The sequence below is a fragment of the Sphingobacterium spiritivorum ATCC 33861 genome (assembly GCF_000143765.1).
Taxonomy (GTDB): domain Bacteria; phylum Bacteroidota; class Bacteroidia; order Sphingobacteriales; family Sphingobacteriaceae; genus Sphingobacterium; species Sphingobacterium spiritivorum.
This window is the reverse complement of record NZ_GL379780.1, coordinates 16,853-41,962: the sequence shown is the minus strand read 5'-3', so window position 1 is coordinate 41,962 and position 25,110 is coordinate 16,853. Positions and strand designations below refer to the sequence as shown.

Genomic DNA, 25,110 nt, shown 5'->3' with positions numbered 1-25,110 from the left:
ATGACAAGTAAGGCAATTTTAAAACAGTATTGGGGATATGAATCATTTCGCCCTTTGCAGGAAGAGATCATCGATTCTATCTTGCAGGGCCGGGATACCCTTGCGCTAATGCCTACAGGCGGAGGTAAATCTTTATGCTATCAGGTACCTGCTATGATGAAGGAAGGGATCTGCATTGTTATCAGTCCTCTTATTGCATTAATGAAGGATCAGGTAGAGCAATTGAGAAAAAGAGGAATTGAAGCTATAGCGATTTTCTCCGGGATGAGTCCCCGGGAAATGGATATTGCATTAGACAATTGTATCTTTGGTAAGATCAAGTTTTTGTATCTCGCTCCTGAGCGGTTGTACAGCGAGTTGGTAAGAGAACGTATCCGCTATATGAAAGTCAACCTGTTTGCAATCGATGAAGCACACTGTATCTCGCAATGGGGGTATGATTTCAGACCTTCTTATCTGCAATTAACGGGCTTAAAGGAATTGCATCTGGATATCCCTTTTTTAGCTGTCACAGCTTCTGCTACACCAAAGGTCGTTGAGGATATTCAGGAAAAGTTAAATTTCAAAGTTCCTCAGGTATTCAGCATGAGTTTTGAGCGGAAAAACCTGGGATATATGGCATTACATGAAGAAGATAAGATAGGACGTATGATCCGTATTATCAAGAAACAGGGAGGATCCGGGGTAGTATATGTCAGAAACAGAAGAGAGACACAGGAAATCGCGAGACATCTGCTGAATCATGGAATACCTGCTGATTTTTATCATGCGGGTATGGATACAGTTTCCCGTTCTCAGAAACAGGATGCCTGGATGAACAATCAGATTCGCGTTATCGTAGCAACAAATGCTTTTGGAATGGGAATAGATAAAGCTGATGTGCGTTTTGTTATTCACCTGGATATCCCGGATGCACTGGAAGCATACTATCAGGAAGCGGGCAGAGCTGGACGAGACGGGAAAAAGGCATTTCCGGTACTGCTGTATCAACAGGAAGATCGCGAGAAATTGTGGAGTAATATGGAATCCGGATTTCCGGAGATTACATTTATTCAGCAGCTGTATCACCACCTTTGCAATCATTTTCAAATCGCATACGGAGCAGGAGAAGGAGCTGTATTTGATTTTGATGTAGTGGAGTTCGCCAAGAAGTATAAGGTCGATCTTTTGCCAACCATGAGTGCATTGAAATTTCTGGAACGAGATGGATGGATCTCGCTGTCTGAAGCCGTGTTCATACCCGCCCGATTCAAGTTTGAAATAGATTATCAGGAATTGTACAAATTCCAGATCAGTAATGCGAAGTATGATGGTTTGATAAAAGCGATTCTACGTTCATATGGGGGAGCTTTTGATTTTTATATTCATATTAACGAATATGAGTTTGCTAAAAAGCTGAAGATCTCTTATGGTACAGTGGTGGAAATGCTAAAGAATCTGCAAAAACAACAGGTCGCCAGTTATTTACCTCATACAGATGCTCCGCAATTGCAATTTCTGCAAAACAGGGTAGACTATAAAAATCTTTATATCGATACGCAGTTTATCAGGGAGCGGAGAGGGGTCAAGGAAGAGCAACTCAAAGCGATATATGCTTATCTTGATACAAAGAATTGCAGAAGCATTTCCATTCGTGAATATTTTGGGGAGCAGGCTGTGGCTCCGTGTGGAGAATGTGATCTGTGTCTTATACGCCAGCATCGTTCCAATCAGGAACAAAAGATTAAAGCAGAGGTCAAAATACTGCTGATTGATGATATGCTGGATCTTCATAGTCTGGTCGATCGGATAACTATAGGCGATGATACGATCCGCTTAAAAGTGATTCGTGAACTTCTGGACGAAGGACAAGTTGAAGTCAAAGATGAACAGTATACCTGGGTGAATGTTTTTTAGCATATACTGGTTACGGTAATTCTATTGATTAAGCCAGTTGCTTTATACTTTCTTGGGCTTTTTATATTGCTCGTGCAAGCTGTAACCCTGCAGAATGTTTGGAATTATTTTTTCAATACGGGTGGCTTGTGTCTTGCTTTGTTTTGCTTCTGCTATATATTCATTGTATTCGTTTTGCTTTGCCGGACTTAGTTTTTCAAAAGCATGTTTTAGTACATTATCGTTGTCCAGCTGATCGCTCAGCGATGGAGGTATAGGAATGTATTCTTTCTTGCCCGGTACTGTCTTCAGTCCTTTTTTCTCCACTTCTATCGCTTCTGTAATATATTCTGCGATCTGTTTGCTGTTTATTTCTGACCGGTCAGTAAAACGCCACTGTCTGAGGTTTTTGGTTTTTTCGCCCTGTGTGGCACGCAACACCTGATAAGGATCTGTTAGATGTGATCCGTTGAAAAACCAAAGCGCAAAATGATTTTTGAATCCAGCGAAAGAAAGGATGTTTTTATTTTGATAGGTAAATACGGGACCGCCCCATTTGGTTGTCTGCTCCAGAGGAAACTCCTGAATAATTTGCGTCAGCAGATCAAGTTCCTCTATCCATCTATTGGTTTTATCCATTTCGCTACTGTTTGATTAAAGATAAAATTTACAATTTACATCCGAATATAAACAAAAAACCCTGACGATATCGTCAGGGTTTCGGAATATGTAGATCAATCTAAAGATTATTTAGATTTCTTCTCGTCACCTTCCATTTGCTCTTTCAATTGTGCAAGAACGTCTAAGTCACCTAAAGTAGATTTCTCAACTGAATCTTTCACTTTTTTCACAGCAGAAGTAGCAGCTTTTGCTTCTTTCTTACGTGCATTGAATTCTTCAACACGAGCTTCAGCTCTTTCATCTTCCCAGATACGAGAGTGAGAAATTACTAAACGTTTGTTCTCTTTGTTGAATTCAATAATTTTGAATTGAGCAACTTCGTCAACTTTCAATGAAGAACCGTCTTCTTTTACAGAGTGTTTAGAAGGGCAGAAACCTTCAACTCCATATTGTAAAGCTACGATATCACCTTTATCTCCAACTTTCAATACAGTACCTTCGTGAATTGAATCAATTGTGAAGATAGTTTCGAAAGTATCCCAAGGGTTTTCTTCTAATTGCTTGTGACCTAAGCTCAGTTTTCTGTTTTCTTCGTCAAGTTCTAAAACAACTACGTCTAATGTTTCACCAACTTTAGTGAATTCGTTAGGGTGGTTGATTTTCTTAGACCAAGAAAGATCAGAGATGTGGATCAATCCGTCGATACCTTCTTCAAGTTCAACAAATACACCGAAGTTAGTCATGTTTTTAACAACAGCTTGTTGTTGTGAACCAACAGGGTAACGTTCAGTGATGTTTTTCCAAGGATCTGGAGTCAATTGTTTGATACCAAGGCTCATTTTGCGTTCTTCTCTATCCAGAGTAAGGATTTCAGCTTCGATTTCGTCACCTACTTTCAGGAACTCTTGTGGAGAACGTAAATTTTGAGACCAGGACATTTCTGATACGTGGATCAATCCTTCTACTCCCGGGATGATTTCTAAGAAAGCACCGTAATCAGCAACTGTTACGATTTTTCCTTTAACTTTAGAACCGATAACAAGATCTTTATCTAAAGATTCCCAAGGGTGCTCAGATAATTGTTTCAAGCCTAACGCGATACGTTTTTTCTCATCATCAAAGTCTAATACAACTACGTTGATAGTCTGATCCAATGCCAAAACTTCTTTCGGGTGCTCGATACGACCCCATGAAATATCTGTAATGTGAAGTAATCCGTCAACACCACCTAAGTCGATGAACACACCGAAATCAGTGATATTTTTAACAGTACCTTCTAATACCTGACCTTTTTCTAATTTAGCTACGATTTCAGATTTTTGGTTTTCCAAATCATCTTCGATCAACACTTTGTGTGAAACGACAACGTTTTTAAATTCGTGGTTGATTTTAACAACTTTGAATTCCATTGTTTTACCAACATATATATCGTAGTCACGGATTGGTTTGATATCGATTTGAGATCCAGGTAAGAATGCTTCAACACCTTTGATATCCACGATAAGACCACCTTTAGTACGGCTCTTAACAAAACCATCAATGATTGCATCATTTTCCAATGCTTCGTTGATAGCTTCCCAAGATTTTTGAGTTTTAGCACGTTTGCGAGATAATACTAACTGACCGTTAGCATCTTCTTGCGACTCTACGAAAACGTCAACTTTGTCACCAACCTTCAAATCTGGAAGATCACGGAACTCAGAAAGTGAAACAAGGCCGTCAGATTTGAAACCTACGTTCAAAACAACGTCTTTGTTGTTTACAGATACTACAACACCCTCAATAATCTCGCCTTGGTTGATTTGGTTGAAAGTTCCAGCATATTGCTCTTCTAATTTAGAACGCTCAGCTTCACTGTAACTTCCGAATTTTTTCTCATCAAGATCCCAGTCGAATTCACCTTCAGGGGTGCTCCAAGCGTTAGATTTGATTTCGTCGATTAATTTTGAATCAGCTTCTGATTCAATTTTTTCAGTGTCTTTCACCACTTTGGTGTCAGCACCTTGTAGCTCTGCGTTTTTCGCCGCTAACTCTTTTTCTGCTTCTTGTTTTTTTGCCATTAATTAATTTATCTCCTTTTCCCAACTCAGTTGGGACTGCAAAAATACGAAAAACTTTTATTAACAAGTATTTATGTGAAAAAAAATATAGACTTTCTTTGAAAATATTTGTTGAAACACCTTGAAATTGTGCTTATTGGGGAGTCTTCTGACAGGAATTTAGTGTGTTGGAGATCACCTCTATTAGTTTCTTTTCATTGAAAGGCTTGATCAAAATCCCGTTAAAGCATAGGTTGTGCTTGATTTCCAGTGATTTTACCTGCTCATTATCCGATGAGGTAGCTATAACAAGTATATCGTTGTATTTCGGATTTTTACGAATATGCATCAGTACTTCATCACCTGTCATTACCGGCATATTGATGTCTGTGATGATAATGTCTATTTTCTTTTTCTGTAACACCTCTAACGCTTCAGCTCCGTTTGTAGCGGTTTCTACATGCGGATGCAACGCGAAAAAGTGTTTCATGTACAAAAGATTTAGGGCATTGTCATCTACGATGAGCCAGGAAATGTCTTTGCGTAATTCAGTTACGGAGGTAACCTTCTCCGTATCGCCGGGTTTAGGCTGTTTGGCAGGGGGAATAGGAATTGTTATTGTGAAAGTTGTTCCTACATTGGACTGGCTGGTAAAGCTGATCTTACCATTCAGACTATTTACCAGCTTTTGAAGAATAAATAATCCTAGACCAACACCACCTTCGACCTTATTGTTCTTATTGACTGTAAAGTATTTTCTGAAAATCGTTTTTTCAAGATCGGCAGATATACCTATGCCCTGATCTTCTACTGTGAGGATCAGCTGGCTGCTTTTGTTATCAATCATCACCGAGCTGGTAATTGTTCCTTTCTGAGAGTATTTGATGGAATTGGAAAGCAGATTGTTTAAGATATGTCTGATTTTGAATTCATCTGAATATATAATTGTTCGCAATCCTTTTTCCTTAACATATTTTATCTGTAGATTTTTTAATTCGGCCTGATTGCGGTTTTGCTCAACCACATCCATGAGTAAATCATTAATATCAAAGTTGCTCAACAAGAGATTATTACTGGAATCATCCACTTTACTGAGATTCAGAATATCATTAATCGTCTTTGAGGTGTTTTGAATACTTGAATAAGCAGATTCCAGAAGGAGCTTGTCTTTATCCGTATAGAGATTTTCTTTCTTTTTTAATAAATCGATAATACCTATCAAAGAGTTGATCGGTGTCCTGATCTCATGTGTTATTTCGGCTATTGTATCTGTTTTTTCTTCCGCAAGTTTATTTGCGTACAGTTTTTCTTCGATAAGTTTACGTTCATAATAATTGCTATATAATTGATAATAGATAATCATACAGATCATAATAAACATAAAAAACAGACAACTAATCATTGTCCATTTAAATTGGTTGGTTCTTTCGAAAAGTGTTTTTGTTTCGTTACTGGAGTTTAAATGTTTTTGAACAACCTGATTTTCGTGAATATCCCTGATAATTTTGTTCAGATCATATAAAAGTGAAAAATTAGTGGATAATAGTTCACGTTCCTTTTGGCGCAGATCGAAGAAAGATTTCTTGAGAGTGATCAGCTTATTTCTGCTGTTGGCTGCGTTGATATTTAATTGTTTCTGTAGTTTGATTTCCTTCTGTCGGTCCTCATTAGCCACTAAGTTTTGAAGGGATATCGTGTCATTTTTGCTGTCAAATATTCTTTTGAAAAAAGGTTTTTTTTTAACAACAATAAATTCTTTAGCCTTATTATTGATGGATTCTGAATGGGGGGCTGTCAGGACATTAAAAATTTCACTTTCTGACAGCATTTGAGGGTATTGTTTGAGTGTGTCGGAATAATTCAGAATTTCCGAGATCCTTAAGCGTAGTAATACAAAATCATCTGCTATCACTTTCCTTTTACCGATATTGTTATTGTAGGATTTGGACGAGTTTGTATCTCTGTTGGAAGAGACCAGCATGGAGTCTATCGCGCCGTTGATCTCTAAAAGTTTTTGCTCGTATTTGCTGTAACTTTCGATATCAAAATCGATGGAAAAGAGCCGGAAATAGTTTTCGGCTTCATTATATTTAGTCAGAATATCAGAAAAATCACTGTTCTCTTCATTAATAGAGAGATAGATATTTTCAAGCCTTTTTTGGATGTTTTTGTATTGTTGAATGGAAATAAGAAATACTAAAGATATGATGACAAACAAAACAATTGTAGAAAAAAGAAGAATCTTTCTTACCCGATTACTGTTTTGGTGTATGACAATCGATTTTCGCATTCAAAATAAATCCAGCACAAAATAAAGGCTTTTATTGTGTTAATTATTATTTAATATTGAAAATTGTAGAGCCTAATCTACAGGCTTAAAAGAATTATAAGTACGTGGTCTTACTATTTTTATGCTCTGTTTGGAAAGAGCTATACTGGCATTGAGTTCATATCCAACCAGTAATATTAAGGAGTTAAGATACATCCAGATCATGATCACGATTATCGTTCCGATTGATCCGTATAATTTATTGTAAGCTCCGAAGTGATTGATATAATAGGCAAATCCGGAAAATGTGAGAATGGCAAGAATGGTTGCCAGAGTAGCTCCCGGACTAAAAAGTTTCCATTTTTGATTGGAGGCTGGACCAAACTTATAAAGACAGCTTACAGTGAAAAAGTAAATCCCGAATAAGATAATCCATCGGGCTGCTTTAATGATAAAAGTCCAGAACCAGGATACATCTACCGAAATATTTGATTTGAGATAATTGATTACAATACCGGCAAATGTAAAGATACCCATCCCTACTGTCAGGGCAACAATGATGGTAAAGGATAAAGCTAATGCTACGAGACGTTGTCTAATCCAGCTGCGGTTTTCTGTAGTAAGGGAGGCTTTATTAAAGGCCAGCATGAGAGTGTGCATCCCATTTGTGGAAAAGAATGCTGCCAACACAAAACCAAAAGATAGCAAGCCACCATTTTGATTTTTGATGATGTCTTCGAGAGTAGTCTGGATAACATCAAAGGCATTGTGCGGAATGATCACTTTAAGAAATTCCAGTAATTGTTCCTGAAAATTATCAATGGGGATATAAGGGATCATCGTAAACAGAAAGATGATTGCCGGAAACATAGCAAGCAGGAAATTATAGGCCAGAGAAGATGCTTTATTGAGAATGGATTCTCTGGCTATTTCCTGAAAAAAGAAAATTCCAACAGTATACAAGGGCAGAGATCCGAACCCCGGAAGTATTACAGACTTGGTCCATTCAATAAAGTTATCGTATGGTTTGAACGTAAGTAATATTCGGTGAAATTTGTTCATTAATCTCCAAAATAAGCAGCCATTTTATGTTGAAAAATAGCCGGTGGCATACATGGTTTGTTCTTTTTGATATCAACAAATACCAGTTGTGTTGATCCCGTATTGATCAATTCTCCGGCTTCGTTGTACAATTCATGTTCAAATTTTAGACGAATACCGGGTTTGGATCTTATTGTTGTTTTGATTGTGATCAATTCATCATAGCGAGCCGGCTTTATAAAGCGGCAGTTTAGTTCCAGCACAGGCAGCATAACGCCCATGTCTTCTAGCTCTTTGTAAGAGATGCCCGTGCTTCTCAGCATTTCTGTTCGTGCTACTTCATAGAATGCAGCATAATTACCGTAATACATGTATCCCATTTGATCTGTTTCTGCATATCGTACACGTAATTGGTTTTCAAATACAAACATTATTTCTGATTATTTTTTAATATTCCGGTCATTCAATGCCTGTTGATATTTACGGGCATATGCTAAGTGTTCTGTTTCAGTTCTGGAAAAATTATGGTATCCTGAAAAATCTTCTTTTGCTACCATATAAATAAAATCATGATGCTCATAATTCAACACAGCATCAATAGAAGCAATTGTAGGTAAGCTGATTGGTCCCGGAGGCAATCCGCGAATCAGATAAGTATTATAAGGAGATACTACCCGAAGATGTTTGTTCAGAACTCTGCGGATGGTGAAATCCTGATTTGCAAATATAACTGTAGGATCAGCCTGTAACAACATCCCTTTACGCAATCTGTTGATGTATAGTCCTGCGATTTTAGGCATTTCATTTCTGTGCAGTGCCTCACCTTTTACAATAGAAGCAAGTACGCTGACTTCCTGAGGAGTCAGTTCAAGTGCTTTAGCCTTTTCGAGTCGTTCTGCATTCCAGAATTTTTTATATTCATCATTGAAGCGGGCTATAATTTTTTCAGGAGCGGTATTCCAATAGATCTCGTATGTATTAGGAATAAACATCGTGAAAAAATTATCTTTTGTAAATCCATACTGTTCGGCTAATGCATCATTATTCAGTAACTGAATGAAAGTAGCAGAATCAGCCTCAAAATTTTTAGCTAATAAAGCCGCAAAGTTTTCTTTCAGGCGTACAGTTTCGAATCTGAATTTGACAGCATCCTGATATCCACCACGCAGATTTCCGATCAGACGACGGTTATTCATACCAGGTGTCAGTTTGTACCGGCCGGGTTTCACACTATTTTTATAATCCATTTGTGTTGCCGCAAAATCGAACAGCTCCGGATTATCAACGATTTTCTTTTCCTTTATGTCCTTTAAAACCTGCTCATACGTTGAATTATCACGGATATATAGATATTCCTGATTGGCGGTAACGCTTGAACCAAAAAATGCACGGTAATATTTCCAACTGAAATAACCTCCTACTACTAAGATTAAGACAATTATAATTCCCAGCCATTTAGGCATTTTTCTGTTTTTATTTTCCATGATTATATTTTCTATTGCTGAGAAAGTGAAAGGTTAATAGGAGTTCCTAGACTCACCAGACCTGCTGTCGTGTCAGGAGTCTGACTGATGACACGTGCTGCTGTAGAATCACTTACTGTTCCCTGATATTGTACTACACCGACATTCAGTCCTACACCTTGTAATGCGAATTTAGCCTCTGTTAATGTCAGTCCTAACAGATTAGGAATATTTATCTCATCTTCCCCGCGACCGTCACCCAGGACAAGTTCGATACGTGAACCCTTAGGTACCATACGTCCGGGTTTTAACTTTTGACCTGCAAATTTTACATCTAATACTACATCCTTCGCAATATCCGCGATATAAGTTGTATCTCCTACACGGAACCCATGATTTTTCAGTATGGCAGAGGCTTCAATAAGCGTCTTGTCAATAATATTCGGGAAATCAACTTCCGGTGCAGTTTTAGAGATAATGGTCAGATAAATCGTGCGTCCGCTTTTAACATGAAAATTGGGTTCAGGATCCTGTTCAATCACCAGACCCGGCTTGGCATCCATCTGATAAACAGAATCAATCTGATAATCCAATCCGGCATTGTCCAGGGCATCAATAGCCTGTTCGATTATCATTCCTTTAACTTTCGGTACCGGAATCGCTTCATTATGTTTTGTATAAATCCCTAATCCAAAGTAAATGCCCAGAAAAAGGACAACAAAAAAGGCAATTGCTAACAATAAATTCTTTCTGAAGGTATCAGTCCTTAAGTAGGTGAATATTTTTGACATTTTAGTAATCTAAGACCCTATATTGAGTATAAATAAAAAAGTACATACAAACTTGAAGCCACGCTTTGGTTTTAAGTTAAGTATTATACCATAATTAAAACAAAATTATTCGTTTTTCCGTGCATAGCAAATTATATTTGCTAATAAGAATCACTAAATTTTATGAAAGCAAAAATAGCATTATTAACCGGAGGTTATACAGGAGAAGCAGAAGTTTCTTTTAAAAGTTCTGCATTTGTGTATAGTCAGCTGGATCACAATAAATATGATGTCTACCTGATTACAATTACAAAAGACCACTGGTTTCATGTGAATGAACAAGGCGTTAAATTTACGGTCAATCGTGAAAACTTTACACTTCCGCTTGACCATGAAACTATCCGGTTTGATCTTGCTTTTATTCTGATCCACGGAACTCCTGGTGAAGACGGACGTTTGCAGGGATATTTTGATATGCTGGATATTCCTTATACTTCCTGTGATGCACTGACTTCTTCACTGACAATGAATAAAGGATATACTAAAGCAGTACTTGCTGGTATTCCGGATTTGCATATGGCAAAATCTGTGCTGTTGTTTGAAGCACAGCGTGCTGAGGCTGTAGCAACTGTACAAGCTAATCTGTCCCTGCCGTATTTTGTAAAACCGAATGCCGGAGGAAGCAGTATAGGTATGACTAAGGTGAAAACCAATGAGGAATTGGCTGAAGCAATTGATAAAGCATTTGATGCAGAGAATACAGGCAAGCAGGTTATTGTGGAAGAATTTGTGACAGGACGGGAATTTTCACAGGGTATTTATCGGAATGTAGAAGGCTTATTAACTGTTCTTCCTGCAACTGAAGTGAAAACTACACGTGAGTTTTTCGATTATGAAGCAAAATATACCCCTGGATTGACTGAAGAGATTACACCGGCGGATCTTACCGAAGAGCAACAGTCTAGAATAGCAGCCTTACTCAAAGAAGTATATATCCGGTTAAATTGTAAAGGGATGGTCAGAATTGACTTTTTCCTGGAAAACGGAACAGATAAGTTCTACTTTATTGAAATCAATACCATCCCGGGGCAGACAGCTCAGAGTTTTATTCCGCAACAGGTACGCGCTGCCGGAATGAAAGAAACAGATTTTTACGGGGACCTGATAGAGGTAGCGTTAAAAAAATAGATCAGTAATGTTCAGGGCTATACCGCCATTTGGAAGACATACACGCTATGCATGTCTTCCAAATGGCGGATTTTTTTTAATGTTTTTTTCTGAAATCAAATTTTGTCAGATCAGGCTTTATTTTCTTAGGTCTTTTTAATTCTTCCTGATAAAGCAGTTGTCCCAGATTTTTTAAGAACGGATAAGTCACGGTTTCATATTCATAAATCCCGTCATTATAAATTCCGTCTTCATTAGACTGAACTACAGCTGCAAGCAGAAATTCGACTCCGTTTTTAAAATCTACGATATAAGCATTGTCAATATTGTATCCGTAGGAATCTCCGTATTTATTAAAGATTCGTATGTCCGGATTTAAGACGGCTTGTTTGTCACGTCCATAGAATAAAAGTTTGCTGTATGTGGGCCAAAATTCATTTTCATCATACTTTGGATACTCCGACTCGAAGGGATAGCGGGACATATAATCATATACAAAATCATAGTCTGCCTTTGAGAGCTTAAATCTTTCTGAAGGTCTGTAAGCTTCAGGAAAAAGTAATTTTTTCATGATGAGCTGCTGATCTTCCAGCGCATATACATTCAGACCCTCAAAGCTCCATGGCTGATATACAATTTCATCTTTCTCATTCATATATCCTTTTCCCTGTACCGTATTTTTGAGATCCATAGGGTAATCACTGGCATCATAACGGGCTTCCTGATGATATAATATTTTGTCTCCGTCATAGAATGTTACAGGGTTTGTGTGTTTTGCCCATATACCTTTGTCTCCTATGGCAAGACGGTTGACTATCCGGCTGTTTCGGGTTCCGTATTTCTTTAGTTTCTTATTTAATTCTTCGCGGCCAATAAATTCAAACAGTCTGTTTTGAGCATCGTTGTCGCTGGTCAGCAGGATTTTGCGGACATACTGGCCAACGCTTGGCAGTCCGCTTTCTGAAGAAGAATCACGATCTACCAGGGTCTGCTTTTCAAACGCAGAATCTATTTTCAGAGGAGTATCTTTTGTCAGTCCTTTAATGTTTAGTTCGTTAATCTTTTCTAAAGCCAGGATCGCAGTGGGCAATTTAACAGTACTGGCTGGATAGAAATACCAATGAGGATTGAGTCTGTAGGTGAACGATCTGAAGTGCGGAATATTATTTTTATCCCTGTCTATCTGTGTATAGATAATCTGTACTTCGTTATGCGTAGGATGGCTCAGGATTTTCCCGAATAAATCAGGATGACTTCTTAGTAATTTTTCCAGATAAATTGTATCTGTTTTTTGTGCAAAACTATGCATGGCGATTAAGTTGAGAACAATAAAAAGGGCTTTTTTCATAATCTGTAGACAATTCTTAAGTGAAGTTAATTAAAAATTGCACAAAAACGCATACTTCTTTTGTTATGAATGCTCAAAACCGGCTTTATATCGGGCTAATGCCCTATCTCTTGCCCATGCATGTTCTACAATGGGAGGAGGATAACTGAAGTCCTGAAATTCAGGTACCCATTTTTTGATATAAACAAATTGAGGATCAAATTTTTTGGTTTGTAGGGTCGGGTTAAAGATACGGAAGTAGGGTGCCGCATCCATGCCGCAACCTGCAGCCCATTGCCAGTTGCCGATATTCGCACTTTGATCATAATCTAATAATTTCTGTGCAAAATAAGCCTCTCCCCATCTCCAGTCGATCAACAGATGCTTGCAGAGGAAACTGGCTGTCAGCATACGTACCCGATTGTGCATAAAACCAGTCGTGTTTAATTCACGCATTCCGGCATCCACCAGCGGATATCCGGTCTGTCCGTTACACCAGGCTTCAAAGTGAGCTACATTATTTTCCCATCGGATGTGATCATATTTGCTGTAATACGCGTGGTTGACCGTATGTGGAAAATGCCACAGGCACATCATAAAAAACTCACGCCAGATAAGCTCATGCAGGTAGGTTTTGTTCTGTGACGGGTAAGCCCGTTCTACTAATTTTCTTATACTGATCGTTCCGAAACGCAGATGTATACCTAAATGAGAAGTTCCGTTTTCAAGGCCTGGTATATCTCTTGTATCAGCATAGTCAGCTATTGCTGTAAAGAAAGTTTTTTCAGGAAATGGAATTGTTGACAGAGAAAAGCCAAGATCCTGTAAAGAAGGGAGAGCATAACTCGCCTGACGAAGATTTTTAAGGAGATTCTCGGAAGTATAAGACGGAAGCGGAAGCTGTTCCTCCAATGTTGTGAGCCATTTGTTTTTGTAAGGCGTATATACCGTATATGGCAGTCCGTCATTTTTGACGATTTCAGCTTTTTCAAAGATAACCTGATCTTTGAATGTGTTAAAATCGACCTTATATTGCTGTAAAATTCCCCGGACAAGAAGATCTCTGGTAATCGCAGCCGGTTCGTAATCCGAATTTACATATACTGCAGTGGGGGTGTATTCTTCATATATCTCTTCCCATACTGTTGCCGGTTCACCATAGTACGTTCTGATACTACTGCCATAAGGCTTCAGTTGTTCCTGTAGGAGTTGAAGTTGCTGGTAAATAAATGTTACTCTGGCATCCGCCGGATCATCCAGCCTGGTCAGTATTGTTGAGTCAAATATAAAAACCGGCTGTACCGCAGCTTCTGAATTTAAAGCACGGAATAGAGCGTGATTATCCTGGAGTCTCAGGTCACGTCGAAACCAAAATATGACTGTTGGTACCGCAGACATTGCTATTACTTACGGTTGAAGATCTGGAAAGTATAATCAAAGGCATGTCTGTCATCTGCAAAGTGCTTTTCTTCACTTTCCAGCGCCCACTCTTCAGGATTTAACACAGGAAATACAGCATCGCCTTCAATAGTTGTATGGACACGTGTCAACAATACTTTATGTGCAAAAGGAAGAGTTTGTTCATAAATATTCGCTCCGCCGATCACAAATACTTCTCGCTCATCCCGGCAGTACAAGATCGCTTCCTGCAGACTATTAGCTGTATCTACATCCGGATGATGAAAATCCTGATTGCGCGAGATCACAATATTACGACGGTCCGGAAGTGCTTTGCCAATGGCTTCAAATGTTTTACGTCCCATAATGACACTGTGTTCGAGCGTATTTTTCTTGAAGTATTTAAAGTCATTCGGCAAATGCCATGGCATTTGATTGTCTTTACCAATGACATTGTTTTCGGCTGCGGCAACGATGAGTGTTATTTTCAAATGTGACATGTACGTATTGATGTAGTCGGTTAGAACTGTTTTTTCTTTTTGTATGTGACTGTTCTTAAATTCTTACTCCGGTATTAGAGATTATTACTAAACGGCTACTGGCGCCTTGATATGCGGGTGAGATTCGTAATCTACCAGCTCAAAATCTCCGAATTTGAAATCAAAAATATCACGAACATCCGGATTGATGATCATTTTCGGAAGTGGCTTCGGATCCCTGCTCAGTTGTAATTCAGTTTGCTCAAAGTGATTGCTGTAAATATGTGCATCGCCGAGTGTATGAATAAATTCTGCAGGTTCCATATCACAAACCTGTGCGACCATCATTGTCAACAAGGCATAAGATGCGATGTTAAAAGGCACACCCAGAAATATATCTGCACTCCGCTGGTAGAGCTGGCAGGACAACTGTGGTTTCAGAATGCCGGCTTCAGGTTGGGCCGGAGCAACATAAAACTGAAAAAATGCATGACAAGGAGGCAAAGCCATATGTTCTATTTCGGCTACATTCCATGCGGATACAATTATTCTGCGGGAGTCAGGTGTGTTTTTTAATTGTTTGATTACCTGAGCGATCTGATCAATGTGCTCTCCGGCCGGAGTTGGCCATGAACGCCATTGTGAGCCATATACAGGACCAAGATTACCCTGTTCATCTGCCCATTCATCCCAGATGCTCACACCATTTTCCTTTAAATACTGAATATTGGTTTCTCCTTTCAAAAACCAGATCAGTTCGTGAATAATCGAACGCAGATGCAATTTTTTTGTCGTAACCAAAGGAAATCCCTCTTTTAAATTGAAACGCATCTGATAGCCAAACACACTCTTAGTACCTGTACCTGTACGGTCAGTCTTGGTTACACCATTGGTATATACGTGCTTAAGGAGATCTAAATACTGTTTCATGATTTTTATTTAAAAGACATACGAAGATAAGGGATTTAGAACCATTAGAGTGTCACAATTTTTCAACAACTCACATTTTGCAAGTTTTTATGTATTTTTGCAAAATTATTATGAATAAAAAAGTAGCTTTCTATACCCTTGGATGTAAACTGAATTTTTCGGAGACGTCATCTATTGGCCGAATATTCAAAGATGCCGGTTATGAAACCACAGCTTTCAATAGCCAGGCAGATGTATATGTCATCAATACCTGCTCTGTAACAGATCATGCTGATAAGAAGTGTAGAAAAGTCGTCAAAGAGGCACTGAAGTATTCTCCGAATGCTTATATCACTATTGTTGGTTGCTATGCCCAATTGAAACCTCAGGAGATCGCGAATATACCGGGTGTGGATATGGTACTGGGCGCTGCTGAAAAATTCAATATCATAGAACATATCAATGATCTCACCAAGCAGGAAAAGACAATTGTTCATAATGCGCCGATAGATGAGACCAATCAGTTTGTGTCGGCTTATTCTATTGGTGATCGCACCCGGACATTTTTGAAAGTCCAGGATGGGTGTGATTATTCCTGTACATTTTGTACAATTCCATTGGCTCGCGGAGCCAGCAGATCCGGCAAGATTGAGGATATCGTTCGTCAGGCAGAAGAAATCGCAGCGTCAGGTGTAAAAGAAATAGTATTGACGGGTGTCAATATCGGTGATTTTGGTGTGCGCGACGGGGAGCGTCAGGATCGGTTCCTGGATCTGGTAAAGGCACTGGATGAAGTAGAAGGAATAGATCGTATTCGTATCTCCTCTATAGAACCAAATCTGTTGGCAAATGATATTATTGAATTTGTAGCACAATCCAAACGCTTTGTTCCACATTTTCATATGCCGTTACAGTCTGGAAATAATAAAATCTTAGGAATGATGCGTCGCCGGTATAAGCGTGAACTGTATGCTGAACGTGTCGCTAAAATAAAGTCGTTGATGCCGGACTGTTGTATCGGAGTCGATGTGATTGTTGGTTTCCCAGGCGAAACCCGTGAGGATTTTCTGGATACATACAACTTTCTCAATGAGATGGATATTTCGTACCTGCATGTATTTACATATTCAGAACGTGAAAACACGATTGCAGCGCAGATGGAAGGTGCTGTCCCAGGTGCACAACGAAGTGACCGCAGCAAAATGTTACATATCCTTTCCGAAAAAAAACGCCGGGCATTTTACGAAAATCAATTAAGTAAAATCGGAGATGTACTTTTTGAAAGTGATGAAAAAGAAGGTTTCATGCATGGGTTCTCCAAAAACTATGTAAAAGTGCGTACCGCTTATGATCCCCTTCTGGTTAATGAAGTGATTCAGGTAAGATTCACTTCGATTACAGAGACCGGAGAGGTGGAAATAGAAGAATTACCTGAAGTATTTATTCACGCCTAACAAGGAAACATAAACATATAAAACGAAAAAGACCGACAGGATTTCCAGTCGGTCTTTTTTTATTATCGTGTCAGACTGTTTCTGTAGCCTTCTCTTTATTCAGATTCATCCATATTACAATCAATAGAATGATCACTACTCCGATCCATTGAAGCAAAGTGACCTGCTCGGTCAATACGAAGTAAGACATACAGACAGCCACCGGGAGCTCTGCAGCACTTAATATGCTGCTCAGTGAAACTCCGATCTTCGGTATCCCGTAAGCAAACAGAAGGGGTGGTAATACGGTCCCGAATATAGAGAGAATCAATCCGAAATACCAAATCCCGTCGCCCAATTCTCCTGTAAACAAGGATAATGGACGGAAAAGAATAAAGATCAATATACATGATCCGGTCACCATCAGGCCACTTTTCTGAATAGGGGGATAATCATTTCCAACACGTCCGTTGACAATGAGGAAGGATGCGTATCCTGTTGCGGCCAGCAAGCCGTATCCAATTCCTGCCAGATCAAAAGATGCAATTCCTTTATCAACCAGACCTGTAGCTAGTAAAGTGCTGAGGAGAATGACAACTATTCCGATAGCCTGTTTTCGGGATGGTTTAGACCGGAAAAGAATAAATTCTATTAATGCACCTATCCAGATATATTGCATCAGCAGTACGATTGCCAGTGAAGCAGGTACCAGAGATACACATTTATAATACAGGATACTGACCAGACCGGTAGAAAATCCGCTGATCAATATTGTCCATACTTTGGTCTTCTTGGGATACTTATCCAATCGTTCCTTATTAAATATTCGTACTCCAAAGTAAATAGCCCACAAAATCACCATTCCGAAAAGTACCTGCATACCGATTACCTCTGCCAGTGTGAAGTTTTGAGCATAAGCCTTTTTTACAAAGGTGGATAATATACCAAAACTACTTGCCCCTAAAAAAACTGCGATAGCACCCTTTAATTTTTCCATATTCTAAAATTCCTGCCAAATGTACGAATTAAGCAACATCGGCGTTAATATATTGTCGTCATATGACGTTTTTTGTACATTTGTATAGCAATAACTTGTCTTTATATGAAGCGAATATCCTCTTACTTAGCTTTTTCAGTATGTCTTGGTTTCTTAGTCTTATCTTCTTGTTCCAGTAAAAAGAAAGTATTGGTAGGTGGTGGCTACAAAGGAAAAGGAAGTACAAGTGGAGTATTATCAGATGCCAGTTCGGCAAGAGGAGTTGATCTGACAGGTTCTAATCTGGAGAATTATGCCAAATTGCTAAATGTAAGCGTCAGAGATCTCAATAACCGCTATCTCTACGGATTTATTAATGACTGGATGGGAAGTCCACATCGTCTGGGAGGACAAACCAAAAGTGGAATCGACTGCTCTGGTTTTGTGGGTATCTTATATAAAGACGTATATGGTAAGATAATTCCACGTACCTCAAGAGATATGGGAGCACTTGTAAACAGTAAGAGAGAAAGCCAGCTCAAAGAAGGAGATCTAGTGTTTTTCTCTTTTGGGGGAGGAGCGATAGATCATGTTGGCGTATATCTCCACAACAATAAATTTGTCCACGTATCTACCCGAAAGGGAGTAATCATTTCAGATCTGACAGATTCATGGTATGCAAAATATTTTACCGGAGCAGGTACTATTAAACTATAACAGAAATAGTAGGCATCGGTTTATAATGAAAAGAGTCAACTCATAGCAATAAAAGTTGACTCTTTCCTGTTTTGACATCCAAAGTTTGACGATTCCTTATTATATTCTGTACTTTTGTCAAAATTTTAGAATTTAGAAATGAGTTTAAATAGTAGAAAGATCTTTATTGGACTATGTATAGTAGTTCCGTTTTTATTGTACTGTGTGTATTACTATTCTAATATGGTCAAGAATGCTCCATACAGATTTTCGGATTTCGAATCGATTGTCATTAAATATGGGGAACCCGATCATATGGTCAATGAATTCAATTCCAAAACTCACCATTATCAATATCTGGATAAACGTGATTCATTAATCAATGATACATTAAAACTTCGTAAAGATGATTTATTGTACCTGCACCGCAAAGCAATGGAACTTGGATTCTGGAATCTGGATGACGATATGACGACCAGAAGAGCAAATGCAAGTGAAGGTAAAGAGATTCCGCGTTACTATGTGGAATACAATTATAAAGACAAGTCTAAAAAAGTCACGCTGGATGCTGATTATCCTGGCAACCCGAAGATGAAAGATGCTGCTAAGACTGTTGTCGATGAGATTCTGAAAATGATCGCAGAAGCACAGGCCAGATAAAACGAAAAATATACTTCATAAAAAAGTCACTTATAAGTGGCTTTTTTTATGAAGTAATAAATGTGAAATAATAATCATTTAATTGGGTCTTAATCCTGACTTAATATCCGCTCTCTACATTTGTGTCAGAGTAATTTTTGTTTATATCCAATGTTAGGGTTAAAATTGTTAGAGATCTGTTGCGAAACACATTCATAACATAGTTTGTTTTAAGATGGAAAAAGGTAATCGCCAGATTACCTTTTTTTATGTCTTAATGATATGTTTTTTCTAATTGCTTCGGGTCATGCTTGTGCTTGAACAGCAAAGCAAATAATACAGCTATAACGAGTGTATATGCTGAAAAGGCCAGCCATATATGATGCCAGTCCTTAAGATGTAATGGTTTTTCAAATGCCCCTGTTGCAGATATGGCGACGCCTTTATCTTTTAAAAAGGCCATAAAATGTATATTAGTCACTTCAGATTGCAGAAAAGTAGCCAGCTGACCGATATCCTGGAAAGACATAGTAAAGTAATGATCGATCACCCAACCTGAGATCAGACTGCCTAACACAGCTCCAAAACCATTTGTCATCATCATAAACAATCCCTGAGCCGAAGAACGGATTTTGGAATCGGTAGAAGTTTCGACAAACAGAGAACCCGAAATGTTGAAGAAATCAAATGCCATACCATACACAATACAGGAAAGAATAATCATCCATAATCCATCCTGAGGATTGCCGTAGGCAAAAAGACCAAAGCGCAGTACCCAGGCTATCATAGAGATGAGCATTACCTTCTTGATTCCGAATCGTTTTAAGAAAAACGGAATGGCCAGAATAAATAAAGTCTCCGATATTTGGGAGATCGACATAATAATCGTAGAGTATTTTACGACTAATAATTCGGCATATTTCGGGAAAAACTTGAATTCATCTATATACACATCTCCATATGCATTAGTCAGTTGCAAAGCACCACCCAGAAACATCGAGAAGATAAAGAATAAAGCCATCTTATAATTTCCGAACAACTTGAATGCTTCCAGTCCAAACGTCTGCATCCAGGTAGCATTTTCTTTGATAAGTTTCTGAGGTGTGTTTTTAGGTAGTGTCAGCGCATATAATCCCAATGCTATAGCTGCAGTACCTGCAATATAAAACTGGATAGCCGTAGCTTTATTACCGGACAGGTTGACAATCCACATCGCTGCTATAAATCCGACTGTTCCCCAAACACGGATAGGAGGGAAGCTTTTGACAAGATCATAATTGTTCTTGATCAGTGCAGTGTAAGCAATCGAATTGGAAAGTGCCAGTGTAGGCATGTAACAACACATAGCTGCTAACATGACATAAAAAAAGGAGCCTGGATTATCTACCTGTGGCAGGTAAAATAAAATAGCTCCATATAAAATGTGAAGTATACAATATAATCGCTCTGCATTCACCCAGCGGTCTGCTATAATCCCGATCAGTGTAGGCATAAATAAAGACGCGATTCCCATCGTTGCAAATATGGCTCCGAACTGTGTACCATCCCACTGTTTAGTGCCAAACCAAAAGTTTGCTATTGTTATTAACCATGCCCCCCATACAAAGAATTGTATGAAGTTCATAATGGTCAATCTAAATTTAATAGACATGTATGTTTGTTTCGTTAATTTTAAATCTAAGATGAAGATTTTCTATAGGTGATTTCGTCACGGATTGCAGCTGCGGTCTCGTATTGCTCGTCTGCAATTGCTTTTTCCAGAGCAGCTTCTAACTGTTCATCAGAAAGTGAACTGTATGGTGATTTTTTCTGGGGTGTCGGGATCTCTTTACGTGGTTCCTGCGGAGCTTTGGCGGCTTCAACACTTTCAATATTCTCCAAAAATGCAAAATCATTACTTTCAATCACAATTCCGGCAGATGCCATAATAAATTCATAAGTAAAGATAGGAGCATCAAAACGTACAGCTAAGGCAATTGCATCAGAAGTACGGGCATCAATTTCAGAGATTTTTTCACCATCACTACAGATCAGTTTGGCAAAAAAAATACCGTCAATAAGATTGTAGATGATTACTTCCTGTAAAGTAATTGCGTAGGCATCTGCAAATGCTTTGAAAAGATCGTGTGTAAGAGGACGACTGGGCGTCATTTTTTCAATTTCTACAGCTATAGCCTGTGCTTCAAAACCTCCAATGATAATAGGTAGTCTTCTATTGCCACCAACTTCTCCCAGCACAAGCGCATAGGCACCTGATTGCGTCTGACTATATGAAAGTCCTACGATATCTAAATTGATTTTCTTCATTCTTCCCTCTTACGATATTACAAAGATGTGAATATTAAAAGCAAAATAAAAGCGGCTACTACAATAATTTGAAATAGCCGCATTTACGGGGTAACGAATTTACGATCAATTATTTTTATATGCTTTTAATGCAGCAGTCAATTTGGGTACAATATCAAAGGCATCACCCACAATTCCATAGTCTGCAACTTTGAAAAACGGAGCCTCCGGATCTTTGTTGATAACAACAATTGTTTTTGAAGAGCTCACTCCTGCCAGATGCTGAATAGCGCCGGATATTCCGATAGCGATATACAGATTCGGACTTACTACGATCCCTGTCTGTCCTACGTGTTCAGAGTGAGGTCTCCATCCCGCATCCGATACCGGTTTGGAACATGCTGTTGCCGCACCCAATACATCTGCTAATTCTTCAATGATAGCCCAGTTCTCAGGACCTTTTAGTCCACGCCCTGCAGAAACGACAATCTCTGCTTCCGGTAGAGAAACCTTATCGGTAGCACGAACTATTTCTTTAACAATAGTACTCAGGTCAGTGGCTTGTAGCTGAGGCGTAAATGCTTCTATTGCAGCTGATCCGCCAACAGCCTTAGCTTCGTAAGCGTTCGGATTTACGGAAATTACTTTCACGGCAGAGCTTAGTTCCACAGTTGCAAATGCTTTATTAGAAAAAGCTGTTTTCTTAACAGATAAGCTATCACCGCTGATCTGAGGCAGTTCGATTACACCGTCTGCAAGACCAGCATGCAGTTTGGTCGCAATACGCGGTGCAAGACCTTTACCGCTGAATGAATTGGACAGAACTACAATTTTGGATCCTTCTTTATGAGCTGCTTCCGCAATGACAGAGGCATATGCTTGATTGACAAAGTTTTTGAGATCTCCATTTTGTACATTCAAAACTTTTGAAGCTCCGAATTGACCGGGTTTCTCCAGTTCAGAATTGCTGACATCACCGATCGATATAGCCGTAACAGTAGTTCCTGTCTGGTCTGCAATGGCTTTTGCATAAGAAATAGCTTCAAATGCAGATTTCTTAAATTGACCTTCAATATTTTCTATATAAACTAATACAGACATAATTTTCAGTTTTAATAAAATAAATTAAATAACCTTTGCCTCGTCATGCAAAAGACCCACTAATTTCTCTACTTCTCCGGCATCTACCATTTTTACTGTACCACGCGGAGCAGGAGATTCATATTTGGTAATATGAGACAATTGGGGTACTTCTACCGCAGGGATCACCTGCAAAGGTTTAGTCCGTGCACTCATGATTCCCCGCATATTCGGGATTTTGGGTTCAGCAACACCTTCAGCAGTACCCACAACCATAGGCAATGAAGTCGTCAATATTTCCTTTCCTCCTTCGATTTCGCGTTCTACAGTAGCATTAGAACCTTCAATATCTATTTTTTTGGCGATAGAAATAGAGGGTATATTCAATAATTCAGCTACAATAGCTCCTACCTGTGCTCCATTATAGTCGATAGACTCGCGTCCGGTGAGGATCAGATCAAAAGGATTGCTTTTGACATAATCAGCAATCTGATTTGCAACAAACCACGCATCACGTGGAACGCTGTCGACACGTACTGCATCATCTGCTCCTGTAGCCAATGCTTTGCGGATAGTAGCTTCTGTAGAAGCTTCGCCAACATTAATTACTGTTACCGTGCCTTTTCCGCCTTCAGCCAGATCTATAGCCTTTGAAAGTGCAATTTCATCATAAGGATTTACAATAAATTGAACACCTGCTGTATTGAAGGCAGTTCCATCATTCGCAAATGTTATTTTTGATGTCGTATCCGGGACATTACTTATACAAACTAATATTCTCATAATTGTATGCGTTTTACACAAACCTAATATAAATTGTAATAAAAGTAAAGTCTTCGAAGCGGAAATTTACCATTTACAAAACTGTTTCTTCTGTCTTTTTTAACAAAACAATTGGCTTGTTTGAATAATTTGTTTTAATTAAAATGCTTATAATCAGTTGTTTGTTTTTATATTTAATTTAATATTATACAGCGTGGTATGATAGTCAGTGAAATGTCATTTTATATGCTAGCATAGTACTTTGAATTTTTGACCCTTCAAAATTTTCTTTCGTTTTAAGAATGATCAAGTGCCATAATTTGATTTTGCCACCTATTTGTTCGCGTCCAGAATTTTCTTTCTTTGTGTGTCGTATTCTTCCTGACTGATCAGTTTCTGATCAAAAAGTTCTTTTAGTTCTTTAAGTCTGTCAGTTGTAGATTTGCTGTTAGCTTTGTCGGAGGTAACAACTTGTGGTGTATTTGCTCCGGCTGGGATAAGGTCGTAGGTGCGTTCGGGTTTGTATTTCATAGTCCATAGAAAAGGCACTAATACAAAAACACCTCCTATAATAGCACCTACATCTGCTTTTTCGTTTCTTGAAAAACTGGTATTGAAAATTTCGTACCCTTCTTTTTCTAGCTTAATGTTGGTTGTACTGCCAATGATCTTTGTATCTTTATGTGAATATGGAGTCACTCCCACCGACTCTCCGTCTAAATATACTTTGGCACCGGAAGGATTAGATTGAATTAATGTTTTGCTTGCACAACTGGCAAATAGCATGGTGCCTGCTAATGAAAGTATTGCATTTTTTTTAAAAGTAATTGCAAAATTCGATTGTTTTATTTTCATAATTGTGTTAAAAATATTTTGTTGAAATTATATACAATTATACAATGTTATTTTCATTATCTCAAAATTAACAAAAATATGTTTTTTAATAAGATTAATAGATTTAAATATATTGTGAGTAATGATTAACTTTGGTTACCTTATTACATAATATCAATCATCATGTCTTCTAAATTTGAACAACTTCAGGCATTTTTAAAAGAAAGTCCTTCCGATCCGTTTCTGCATTATGCTCTGGCAAATGAATATCTCAAAACGGGAGAGGATTTGGAGGCTTTGAGTAGGTTCATAAAACTTACAGAGCAGTTTCCGGATTACGTAGGTACTTATTATCATTTGGGTAAATTACTGGAGAAGCTTGATCGAAAGGATGATGCATTGCTGTATTACCAGAAAGGAATGGAAGTGGCCAAAGCAAAACGTAATATGCACGCACTGAATGAGCTAAAAGGAGCTTATCTTATGGCTATCGGAGAAGATGATGAAGATGACTATTAATGTTAAAATATGCTAAAAGTCAGCATCCCTGAGTTTGTGGTATCAATTTTGTTTGCATAGTAACAGTTCCTTATGCACAAAAATGAAAACTAGAGTCTATATCCTTGCAACATTACTACTCTTTATTATTCTTGGTAGTTGTATCAACAACCGCCAGAATAAAACAGAGCGATCAAATGATGCAGCATATAGCATTTCACCGGATGGAACAATCGAACAGAAGTCTGATCAGTTTACAGGGGAGTATAAGGGCATATTACCTTGTGCAGATTGTGACGGAATCGAGACTATTTTGCATATTAATGCAGATAAATCCTATCAGCTCAGTACAAAATACCTTGGTAAAAGCGACGAAAATTTTGTGAAAAGCGGACGTTGGAAAATGCATGCCAATACCTTGACACTGGAAGGAATAGATTACAAATTCAGAATCCTGGACGATCAATTATCTCAGTTGGATCTCTCCGGAAATGATATCAAGGGCGATCTGGCAGATCAATACCGTCTTGCAAAATTTGAAGAATAAA

General features: G+C 38.5%; 24 protein-coding genes. 7 read left to right on the top strand and 17 right to left on the bottom strand.

Translation table 11 applies throughout. The features are described from left to right. A complete protein-coding gene (locus tag HMPREF0766_RS21575) occupies nt 1–1,896 on the top strand; it encodes a RecQ family ATP-dependent DNA helicase (protein ID WP_003002272.1) in 1,896 nt (631 codons plus the stop codon). A gap of 42 nt (nt 1,897–1,938) precedes the next feature. Here the strand turns inward: HMPREF0766_RS21575 and HMPREF0766_RS21570 are convergent, their stop codons facing one another. From HMPREF0766_RS21570 to HMPREF0766_RS21540, 7 genes are all read right to left on the bottom strand, one after another. Continuing rightward, complete coding sequence (locus HMPREF0766_RS21570; protein ID WP_003002270.1) at nt 1,939–2,514, bottom strand: YdeI/OmpD-associated family protein; 576 nt, start codon at nt 2,512–2,514, stop codon at nt 1,939–1,941. A gap of 107 nt (nt 2,515–2,621) precedes the next feature. Further along, nucleotides 2,622–4,556, bottom strand: a complete 1,935-nt coding sequence (gene rpsA, locus HMPREF0766_RS21565) for a 30S ribosomal protein S1 (RefSeq protein WP_003002268.1) — start codon at nt 4,554–4,556, stop codon at nt 2,622–2,624. A 133-nt stretch (nt 4,557–4,689) separates the two neighbouring features. Further along, the gene (locus tag HMPREF0766_RS21560; protein ID WP_003002266.1) at nt 4,690–6,825 is read right to left on the bottom strand and encodes a hybrid sensor histidine kinase/response regulator; all 2,136 of its coding nucleotides are present in this window, start codon (nt 6,823–6,825) and stop codon (nt 4,690–4,692) included. A gap of 72 nt (nt 6,826–6,897) precedes the next feature. Next, nucleotides 6,898–7,866 (bottom strand): YihY/virulence factor BrkB family protein, encoded by a 969-nt coding sequence (locus HMPREF0766_RS21555; protein ID WP_003002264.1) that lies wholly within the window; start codon nt 7,864–7,866, stop codon nt 6,898–6,900. Then, nucleotides 7,866–8,276: an acyl-CoA thioesterase gene (locus HMPREF0766_RS21550; protein WP_003002262.1), complete on the bottom strand. Its 411-nt coding sequence runs from the start codon at nt 8,274–8,276 to the stop codon at nt 7,866–7,868. Before HMPREF0766_RS21550 ends, HMPREF0766_RS21555 begins: the two co-directional genes overlap by 1 nt. 9 nt (nt 8,277–8,285) lie before the next feature. Beyond that, the gene (mltG, locus tag HMPREF0766_RS21545) at nt 8,286–9,329 is read right to left on the bottom strand and encodes an endolytic transglycosylase MltG (protein ID WP_003002259.1); all 1,044 of its coding nucleotides are present in this window, start codon (nt 9,327–9,329) and stop codon (nt 8,286–8,288) included. A gap of 11 nt (nt 9,330–9,340) precedes the next feature. Beyond that, nucleotides 9,341–10,099: a PASTA domain-containing protein gene (locus HMPREF0766_RS21540; protein ID WP_003002257.1), complete on the bottom strand. Its 759-nt coding sequence runs from the start codon at nt 10,097–10,099 to the stop codon at nt 9,341–9,343. 162 nt (nt 10,100–10,261) lie between these two features. On the opposite strand from HMPREF0766_RS21540, the gene HMPREF0766_RS21535 reads away from it, so the two are divergent. Next, nucleotides 10,262–11,266, top strand: coding sequence for a D-alanine--D-alanine ligase (locus tag HMPREF0766_RS21535; protein ID WP_003002255.1), 1,005 nt, complete (start codon nt 10,262–10,264; stop codon nt 11,264–11,266). A gap of 76 nt (nt 11,267–11,342) precedes the next feature. Here HMPREF0766_RS21535 and HMPREF0766_RS21530 read toward each other — a convergent pair whose 3' ends face one another. The 4 genes from HMPREF0766_RS21530 to HMPREF0766_RS21515 form a co-directional block, all read right to left on the bottom strand. Then, the gene (locus HMPREF0766_RS21530) at nt 11,343–12,593 is read right to left on the bottom strand and encodes a serine hydrolase (RefSeq protein WP_003002253.1); all 1,251 of its coding nucleotides are present in this window, start codon (nt 12,591–12,593) and stop codon (nt 11,343–11,345) included. A gap of 63 nt (nt 12,594–12,656) precedes the next feature. Next, complete coding sequence (locus tag HMPREF0766_RS21525; RefSeq protein WP_003002251.1) at nt 12,657–13,970, bottom strand: cryptochrome/photolyase family protein; 1,314 nt, start codon at nt 13,968–13,970, stop codon at nt 12,657–12,659. A 5-nt stretch (nt 13,971–13,975) separates the two neighbouring features. Then, complete coding sequence (locus HMPREF0766_RS21520) at nt 13,976–14,470, bottom strand: dihydrofolate reductase (RefSeq protein WP_003002249.1); 495 nt, start codon at nt 14,468–14,470, stop codon at nt 13,976–13,978. An 87-nt stretch (nt 14,471–14,557) separates the two neighbouring features. Beyond that, nucleotides 14,558–15,379: a thymidylate synthase gene (locus tag HMPREF0766_RS21515; protein WP_003002248.1), complete on the bottom strand. Its 822-nt coding sequence runs from the start codon at nt 15,377–15,379 to the stop codon at nt 14,558–14,560. Between the two features lie 110 nt (nt 15,380–15,489). Between HMPREF0766_RS21515 and mtaB the strand changes: the two genes are divergently transcribed. Further along, entirely contained in the window at nt 15,490–16,812 is a 1,323-nt protein-coding gene (gene mtaB / locus HMPREF0766_RS21510; protein WP_172462531.1) for a tRNA (N(6)-L-threonylcarbamoyladenosine(37)-C(2))-methylthiotransferase MtaB, read from the top strand. A 70-nt stretch (nt 16,813–16,882) separates the two neighbouring features. Here the strand turns inward: mtaB and HMPREF0766_RS21505 are convergent, their stop codons facing one another. Continuing rightward, entirely contained in the window at nt 16,883–17,788 is a 906-nt protein-coding gene (locus HMPREF0766_RS21505; RefSeq protein WP_003002244.1) for an EamA family transporter, read from the bottom strand. A 105-nt stretch (nt 17,789–17,893) separates the two neighbouring features. Between HMPREF0766_RS21505 and HMPREF0766_RS21500 the strand changes: the two genes are divergently transcribed. Both HMPREF0766_RS21500 and HMPREF0766_RS21495 read left to right on the top strand, forming a co-directional pair. Then, entirely contained in the window at nt 17,894–18,484 is a 591-nt protein-coding gene (locus HMPREF0766_RS21500) for a C40 family peptidase (RefSeq protein ID WP_037461143.1), read from the top strand. Between the two features lie 138 nt (nt 18,485–18,622). Further along, entirely contained in the window at nt 18,623–19,123 is a 501-nt protein-coding gene (locus HMPREF0766_RS21495; RefSeq protein WP_232279863.1) for a hypothetical protein, read from the top strand. Nucleotides 19,124–19,376: 253 nt separating this feature from the next. Here HMPREF0766_RS21495 and HMPREF0766_RS21490 read toward each other — a convergent pair whose 3' ends face one another. From HMPREF0766_RS21490 to HMPREF0766_RS21470, 5 genes are all read right to left on the bottom strand, one after another. Next, on the bottom strand, nt 19,377–20,753 hold the full coding sequence (locus tag HMPREF0766_RS21490) for a nucleoside permease (RefSeq protein ID WP_003002239.1): 1,377 nt from the start codon (nt 20,751–20,753) through the stop codon (nt 19,377–19,379). A 26-nt stretch (nt 20,754–20,779) separates the two neighbouring features. Beyond that, nucleotides 20,780–21,409, bottom strand: a complete 630-nt coding sequence (locus tag HMPREF0766_RS21485) for a bifunctional nuclease family protein (protein WP_003002238.1) — start codon at nt 21,407–21,409, stop codon at nt 20,780–20,782. 105 nt (nt 21,410–21,514) lie between these two features. Next, nucleotides 21,515–22,489, bottom strand: a complete 975-nt coding sequence (locus HMPREF0766_RS21480; protein ID WP_003002235.1) for an electron transfer flavoprotein subunit alpha/FixB family protein — start codon at nt 22,487–22,489, stop codon at nt 21,515–21,517. 24 nt (nt 22,490–22,513) lie between these two features. After that, nucleotides 22,514–23,251, bottom strand: coding sequence for an electron transfer flavoprotein subunit beta/FixA family protein (locus HMPREF0766_RS21475; protein ID WP_003002234.1), 738 nt, complete (start codon nt 23,249–23,251; stop codon nt 22,514–22,516). A 312-nt stretch (nt 23,252–23,563) separates the two neighbouring features. Beyond that, nucleotides 23,564–24,085 (bottom strand): PEGA domain-containing protein, encoded by a 522-nt coding sequence (locus tag HMPREF0766_RS21470; RefSeq protein WP_003002232.1) that lies wholly within the window; start codon nt 24,083–24,085, stop codon nt 23,564–23,566. 162 nt (nt 24,086–24,247) lie between these two features. Between HMPREF0766_RS21470 and HMPREF0766_RS21465 the strand changes: the two genes are divergently transcribed. Both HMPREF0766_RS21465 and HMPREF0766_RS21460 read left to right on the top strand, forming a co-directional pair. Next, entirely contained in the window at nt 24,248–24,583 is a 336-nt protein-coding gene (locus tag HMPREF0766_RS21465; RefSeq protein ID WP_003002230.1) for a hypothetical protein, read from the top strand. Between the two features lie 82 nt (nt 24,584–24,665). After that, nucleotides 24,666–25,109, top strand: coding sequence for a copper resistance protein NlpE (locus HMPREF0766_RS21460; protein ID WP_003002228.1), 444 nt, complete (start codon nt 24,666–24,668; stop codon nt 25,107–25,109). The last annotated feature ends 1 nt before the right edge of the window (nt 25,110 follow it).

Coding starts and splice junctions, on each gene's coding strand:
- HMPREF0766_RS21575 (WP_003002272.1), top strand. CDS start 1: ATGACAAGTAAGGCAATTTTAAAACAGTATTGGGGATATGAATCATTT.
- HMPREF0766_RS21570 (WP_003002270.1), bottom strand. CDS start 2,514: ATGGATAAAACCAATAGATGGATAGAGGAACTTGATCTGCTGACGCAA.
- rpsA (WP_003002268.1), bottom strand. CDS start 4,556: ATGGCAAAAAAACAAGAAGCAGAAAAAGAGTTAGCGGCGAAAAACGCA.
- HMPREF0766_RS21560 (WP_003002266.1), bottom strand. CDS start 6,825: ATGCGAAAATCGATTGTCATACACCAAAACAGTAATCGGGTAAGAAAG.
- HMPREF0766_RS21555 (WP_003002264.1), bottom strand. CDS start 7,866: ATGAACAAATTTCACCGAATATTACTTACGTTCAAACCATACGATAAC.
- HMPREF0766_RS21550 (WP_003002262.1), bottom strand. CDS start 8,276: ATGTTTGTATTTGAAAACCAATTACGTGTACGATATGCAGAAACAGAT.
- mltG (WP_003002259.1), bottom strand. CDS start 9,329: ATGGAAAATAAAAACAGAAAAATGCCTAAATGGCTGGGAATTATAATT.
- HMPREF0766_RS21540 (WP_003002257.1), bottom strand. CDS start 10,099: ATGTCAAAAATATTCACCTACTTAAGGACTGATACCTTCAGAAAGAAT.
- HMPREF0766_RS21535 (WP_003002255.1), top strand. CDS start 10,262: ATGAAAGCAAAAATAGCATTATTAACCGGAGGTTATACAGGAGAAGCA.
- HMPREF0766_RS21530 (WP_003002253.1), bottom strand. CDS start 12,593: ATGAAAAAAGCCCTTTTTATTGTTCTCAACTTAATCGCCATGCATAGT.
- HMPREF0766_RS21525 (WP_003002251.1), bottom strand. CDS start 13,970: ATGTCTGCGGTACCAACAGTCATATTTTGGTTTCGACGTGACCTGAGA.
- HMPREF0766_RS21520 (WP_003002249.1), bottom strand. CDS start 14,470: ATGTCACATTTGAAAATAACACTCATCGTTGCCGCAGCCGAAAACAAT.
- HMPREF0766_RS21515 (WP_003002248.1), bottom strand. CDS start 15,379: ATGAAACAGTATTTAGATCTCCTTAAGCACGTATATACCAATGGTGTA.
- mtaB (WP_172462531.1), top strand. CDS start 15,490: ATGAATAAAAAAGTAGCTTTCTATACCCTTGGATGTAAACTGAATTTT.
- HMPREF0766_RS21505 (WP_003002244.1), bottom strand. CDS start 17,788: ATGGAAAAATTAAAGGGTGCTATCGCAGTTTTTTTAGGGGCAAGTAGT.
- HMPREF0766_RS21500 (WP_037461143.1), top strand. CDS start 17,894: ATGAAGCGAATATCCTCTTACTTAGCTTTTTCAGTATGTCTTGGTTTC.
- HMPREF0766_RS21495 (WP_232279863.1), top strand. CDS start 18,623: ATGAGTTTAAATAGTAGAAAGATCTTTATTGGACTATGTATAGTAGTT.
- HMPREF0766_RS21490 (WP_003002239.1), bottom strand. CDS start 20,753: ATGTCTATTAAATTTAGATTGACCATTATGAACTTCATACAATTCTTT.
- HMPREF0766_RS21485 (WP_003002238.1), bottom strand. CDS start 21,409: ATGAAGAAAATCAATTTAGATATCGTAGGACTTTCATATAGTCAGACG.
- HMPREF0766_RS21480 (WP_003002235.1), bottom strand. CDS start 22,489: ATGTCTGTATTAGTTTATATAGAAAATATTGAAGGTCAATTTAAGAAA.
- HMPREF0766_RS21475 (WP_003002234.1), bottom strand. CDS start 23,251: ATGAGAATATTAGTTTGTATAAGTAATGTCCCGGATACGACATCAAAA.
- HMPREF0766_RS21470 (WP_003002232.1), bottom strand. CDS start 24,085: ATGAAAATAAAACAATCGAATTTTGCAATTACTTTTAAAAAAAATGCA.
- HMPREF0766_RS21465 (WP_003002230.1), top strand. CDS start 24,248: ATGTCTTCTAAATTTGAACAACTTCAGGCATTTTTAAAAGAAAGTCCT.
- HMPREF0766_RS21460 (WP_003002228.1), top strand. CDS start 24,666: ATGAAAACTAGAGTCTATATCCTTGCAACATTACTACTCTTTATTATT.